This is a genomic window from Microcystis sp. M165S2, from assembly GCF_020245885.1.
Lineage (GTDB): Bacteria > Cyanobacteriota > Cyanobacteriia > Cyanobacteriales > Microcystaceae > Microcystis.
In genome coordinates this window covers 1-4,893 of record NZ_JADBTZ010000266.1, presented here as the reverse complement: position 1 = coordinate 4,893, position 4,893 = coordinate 1, and the positions used below count along the sequence as shown (strand labels likewise).

5 protein-coding genes are annotated in these 4,893 nt (G+C 43.2%); 2 read left to right on the top strand and 3 right to left on the bottom strand.

All coding sequences use genetic code 11. The annotated features are described in order from the left end of the window. Positions 1 to 159 precede the first annotated feature (159 nt). Positions 160 to 1,611 (top strand): Asp-tRNA(Asn)/Glu-tRNA(Gln) amidotransferase subunit GatA, encoded by a 1,452-nt coding sequence (gene gatA, locus IM479_RS13260; RefSeq protein WP_287685077.1) that lies wholly within the window; start codon positions 160 to 162, stop codon positions 1,609 to 1,611. An 87-nt stretch (positions 1,612 to 1,698) separates the two neighbouring features. Here the strand turns inward: gatA and vapC are convergent, their stop codons facing one another. From vapC to IM479_RS13245, 3 genes are all read right to left on the bottom strand, one after another. Continuing rightward, entirely contained in the window at positions 1,699 to 2,097 is a 399-nt protein-coding gene (gene vapC, locus IM479_RS13255) for a type II toxin-antitoxin system VapC family toxin (protein WP_287078219.1), read from the bottom strand. Next, positions 2,084 to 2,296, bottom strand: coding sequence for a type II toxin-antitoxin system VapB family antitoxin (locus tag IM479_RS13250; protein WP_286826087.1), 213 nt, complete (start codon positions 2,294 to 2,296; stop codon positions 2,084 to 2,086). The genes vapC and IM479_RS13250 overlap by 14 nt, the downstream gene beginning before the upstream one ends. Positions 2,297 to 2,671: 375 nt before the next feature. Further along, on the bottom strand, positions 2,672 to 2,866 hold the full coding sequence (locus IM479_RS13245; RefSeq protein ID WP_287685076.1) for an ISAzo13-like element transposase-related protein: 195 nt from the start codon (positions 2,864 to 2,866) through the stop codon (positions 2,672 to 2,674). 334 nt (positions 2,867 to 3,200) lie between these two features. Here IM479_RS13245 and IM479_RS13240 point away from each other — a divergent pair, with 334 nt between their 5' ends. After that, complete coding sequence (locus IM479_RS13240) at positions 3,201 to 4,553, top strand: TIGR03279 family radical SAM protein (RefSeq protein ID WP_287685075.1); 1,353 nt, start codon at positions 3,201 to 3,203, stop codon at positions 4,551 to 4,553. Positions 4,554 to 4,893 lie beyond the last annotated feature (340 nt).

The window sequence follows — 4,893 nt, the reverse complement described above, 5'->3', positions numbered from 1 at the left end:
TAGCTTTAACTTTAAACTCTAAGACAAACATTTTACGCAGGGGGTACTTAGATAAAATCAGTATAGCACAATAAAAGTTAAGTTAACAAGATATAGTTTAAAAAGCCGTCCTAAAAGGACGGGGCTTTAACCCAAAATTTCCGTAACCGGTAACTGAACATGACTTCGATTCGTCAACTGCATCAACAACTCGTTAATAAAGAAAAAACAGCCGTCGAAATCGCTAGAGAATTTCTCGCTCGTATTGAAGCGATCGAACCACAAGTAAAAAGCTTTCTCCATTTAACTCCGGATTTAGCCCTCGCGCAAGCCCAAAAAGTGGACGAGAAAATCGCCAGGGGTGAACCCCTGCATCTGTTAGCAGGTATTCCCATCGCATTAAAAGATAATCTCTGCACCAAGGGTATCCCCACCACCTGCGCTTCTCGGATTTTAGAGAATTTTGTCCCCCCCTACGAGTCCACCGTTACCCAAAAATTACGGGATTTAGGGGCAGTTATCGTCGGTAAAACCAATTTAGACGAGTTTGCCATGGGTAGTTCCACGGAAAACTCCGGTTATCACGTTACCGCTAATCCTTGGGACTTATCCCGGGTGCCGGGGGGATCTTCGGGGGGTTCGGCTGCGGCTGTGGCCGCTCAAGAATGTGTGATTGCCCTAGGATCGGATACGGGGGGATCAATTCGTCAACCGGCTTCATTTTGTGGCGTTGTCGGGCTAAAACCGACCTATGGCTTGGTTTCTCGCTTTGGTTTGGTGGCTTACGCTTCTTCTCTCGATCAGATCGGTCCCTTTGGCCGTACAGTGGAAGATGCGGCGATTTTATTACAAGCGATCGCAGGTTACGATCCCCAAGATTCTACCAGTCTCAATCTGCCGATTCCCGACTATAGCCAATTCCTGAAAACCAGTTTAAAAGGGCTAAAAATTGGCGTAATTAAGGAAACTTTCGGGGAAGGTTTGGATCAGGTGGTGGCAGAGGCAGTTAATCAAGCTTTAGAGCAGTTAAAGGCTCTCGGTGCTACGATTAAAGAGATTTCCTGTCCCCGTTTCCGTTACGGATTGCCCACCTACTACATTATCGCCCCCTCGGAGGCATCAGCGAATTTAGCCCGTTACGATGGGGTTAAATACGGTATTCGGGAAGATGCCGATAGTTTAATTGATATGTACACCAAGACTCGCGCTCAGGGTTTTGGTGCGGAAGTCAAGCGCCGGATTATGTTGGGAACCTATACCCTCTCGGCGGGTTATTATGATGCTTATTACCTAAAAGCGCAAAAGGTGAGGACTTTGATCAAAGAGGATTTCGATCGAGCTTTTCAATCGGTAGATGTGTTAGTTTCTCCCACTTCACCGACCACAGCCTTTAAAGCGGGGGAAAAAACGGCGGAGCCTCTGAGTATGTATTTATCAGATTTAATGACTATTCCCGTCAATTTAGCCGGTTTACCCGGGTTAAGTCTTCCCTGCGGTTTTGATGGGCAAGGTTTGCCGATCGGTTTACAATTAGTCGGTAATGTGTTGCGCGAAGATCAATTATTTCATGTCGCCCACGCCTACGAACAAGCCACCGATTGGCACAAACGTCAACCATCTTTTACAAATTGATACAATTGCCGGTGGCTATCTTTTGCCGGTAGCCATCAAGTAAAAATCGGCAACCCCGAAAATACCCTTCAAGTACAATTAGAGGGTTCAAGGTTGAAAACGAAGGTGTGGCAGCGATCGCACTTGAGCAATCGTTTCAAAGTCTCGATCATTATGAATCAACAGTAAATTATTATCTAAAACGACTTGGGCAATACAGCAATCAATCGGACTCCGAACTGTTAGTCCCTGACGGCGCAGATCGTAGAAGATTCGCGCGGCTGCTTGCCAAGAATTATTCGCCAATTCAACGTAATCCTGAAGTTCGAGGTAGGTAGAGAGCAAAGTCCACTCTTTTTCATTCAAACTTCCCTGAAGCAGTTCAAGCTGAGTGAATCGTGTCAGGAAAACGTCACGACCGTTAATCAGTATTTCGAGTTTTTGTCGGCCTTGACCTGTGCGATCACGGAAGATACTGATCCAAACTGATGTATCAATCAGCAGCATGACGAGTCTCACGCAGAGCTTTATAGTCGAAATCTGGGGCAAATTGAATTTTTCCAGCAAGATCAAGAAGGTTTTTTTTGCGGCGCGATCGCACTAGCTCCTCTAGAGCTAAGTTAATCACCTCCTCTTGATTAGCAAGGTTGGTCAATTGAAAAGCTTCATTAAGAAGGGAGTCATCAAGATTGAGAGTAATTTGCATGAGTTGACTAAAGGTAAATGTCTTGAGGGTAAAGCAATGTTGACATCCTCGCCGCCGTAAAACGGACGGCGATAGAGATCGAACAGGTTAGACAAGCCACTCAAGGGGAATAGGAAAAGTTCAAGGTGATCCTATTTTAATCATAGTTTCCCAATCTTGATCGCTATCAATTAACAGTAAATGATTCTCCTAACTTTGATAAATTGATATAATTGCCGGTGGCTATCTTTTGCCGGTAGCCATCAAGCAAAAATCGGCAACCCCGAAAATCCCGCAAGTCTTCTCTTAATTGGGAACAATTTGCCGAAAAGTAACCGGACGCAGATAACCTCGAACTCTCACCGATAAGGGACTTGCGTAAAAATAAGCTGCTAGCTAGGAGGGTAGAACCGTCACATCCCATTTGGGTGAAGCTTCAGAACGCTGCCAGAAAGGTTGCAATTGTTCTAGTTCTTTAGCCAAAACCTTCACCCCTTTTTCATAAGTTCCTTCTAGCAAATGCACTAGAGGCTTTATGCCCTTCCGAGTCATGTTAGAAGCCCAATTAAGAGCCGCATCAATTGAACCCAAAATTGCCCCAATAGTTCTCTAAGACTGCCCAACACCGTTCAATTGGATTATATTTACTATGGCATTTGCGGATAGTAGATGAGCCGTATTTGCCACTGCGTTTTTCGGGCAAAGTCTACCATTCTTTTGATAAATTGGCTGCGGTTGCTGCCAGTGGCGGCTCCTGGTGTCTAAATCAATGACTAATTCTTCTAACCCTGGGTAGATTGCTTGATTTTCTTGCCACCACAACTCTAAACAATCGGCCATGCTGTAGAATTAGCTTGACAAAAGTGAGACAAGGCCAAAGACTCTCTCGAAATGCAGTTAAATAATTGGATGGCGACCTAAAAATATGAGTGAATTAACTATTCGTCCAGCTAAAATTAGTGGTGTCATCCCAGATTCGATCGCCGCCGAGGTGGGTTTTGAAATCGGGGATGCGCTCCTCTCTATCAATGGTAATCGTCCCCGGGACTTAATCGATTATCAATTTTTATGTGCCGATGAATTTTTAACCCTAGAAGTGCTTGATAGTCAGGGCAAAACTCACCGGATAGAAATCGAAAAAGATTATCATGAAGACTTAGGTTTAGAGTTTGAAACTGCCCTTTTTGATGGCTTAATTCAGTGCAATAATAAATGTCCTTTTTGCTTTATCGACCAACAACCAGAGGGCAAAAGAGAAACTTTATACTATAAAGATGATGACTATCGCTTAAGTTTTCTCTATGGCAGTTATTTAACCTTAACTAATCTCACCTCAAAAGAATGGCAGCGGATCGAAAAGATGCACATATCACCGCTTTTTGTGTCCGTTCATGCCACGGAACCCGATCTGAGAATTCGTCTCTTAAAAAATCCCCGCGCTGGTCAAATTTTAGACCAGTTAAAATGGCTACAAGCCAGACAATTACAAATTCATGCCCAAGTGGTAGTTTGTCCCAATATTAATGATGGAATTCATCTCGAAAGAACCCTGTTAGATCTGGTTTCTTTTCATCGGGGAGATATTCCCTGTGTGGAGTCGGTTGCCGTAGTTCCCGTGGGATTAACCCGCTTTCGTCCCCAAGAAGATGAATTAATTCCCGTTAGCCAAGAAAAAGCGCAAGAAGTGATCGAACAAGTCCAAACTTTACAGAAACAATTTTGTCAAGAATTTGGCAGTAATGTGGTGTGGTTAGCCGATGAATGGTTTTTAATTGCCCGAGTCGATTTACCACCTCAATCTCACTACGAAGACTATCCCCAAATCGGTAACGGAGTTGGCTCGATTCGTCAATTTATTAGGGATTTTCAGAAGACAGCCAAGAAGTTATTACCTGCTCAAATTACTCCATCTAGACGATTGATATGGGTAGTGGGAAATGCGGTAGAACAAGCCTTTCAACCCCTAGTTAAACAGTTAAATAATCGGCGGGGTTTAACCGTGGAATTAGTGGCTTTAAATAGTGATTATTGGGGACAGGAAATCACGGTTACGGGTTTATTAACCGGGCAAGATATTCTCAAAGGATTACAAGGTAAAAATCTTGGGGATGGGGTTTTATTACCCTCCCTCATGCTCAAGCATGGGGAATCGGTATTTTTAGATGATCTCACCCTAGAAACTGTTATTAATCAGTTGGGAGTCCCTATTTATCCAGTCCTGGGAGTGGAGGAATTAATTAAAACTTGTCTTACTCTCAATCCCTTGAACAAATCCTAATCTTGAAAATAGACAATTATCAGTAATCGGTGATCAGATTTGAGTTTTTAGTGAGCGGTATTAAGTAGGGTCTGCTGAAAAAGTTTTTCGGTGGGGGTAGGGTGTGGGGTGTGGGGTGTAGGGTGTAGGGTTTTACCGATTTTGAGGTAGTCAGTTACCTAATTTTCAGGGAAAAAGTACCTGAATTTTACCCCCGATCACCCCTAGGGTTGATTCATTTAAATTAAGTACAGCTGATTTTGAGTCAATAAATTTGACCGAAAATTCTCAAGTTTATCTTTTTCTAATCAAAAGAGTTAGTCACAATAACTAATCTTTAATCTTCTGCCAATATTTATTA

Bases quoted from the DNA above. Each gene is read 5' to 3' on its own strand.
- IM479_RS13240 (WP_287685075.1), top strand. From the start codon at position 3,201: ATGAGTGAATTAACTATTCGTCCAGCTAAAATTAGTGGTGTCATCCCA.
- IM479_RS13250 (WP_286826087.1), bottom strand. From the start codon at position 2,296: ATGCAAATTACTCTCAATCTTGATGACTCCCTTCTTAATGAAGCTTTT.
- gatA (WP_287685077.1), top strand. From the start codon at position 160: ATGACTTCGATTCGTCAACTGCATCAACAACTCGTTAATAAAGAAAAA.
- vapC (WP_287078219.1), bottom strand. From the start codon at position 2,097: ATGCTGCTGATTGATACATCAGTTTGGATCAGTATCTTCCGTGATCGC.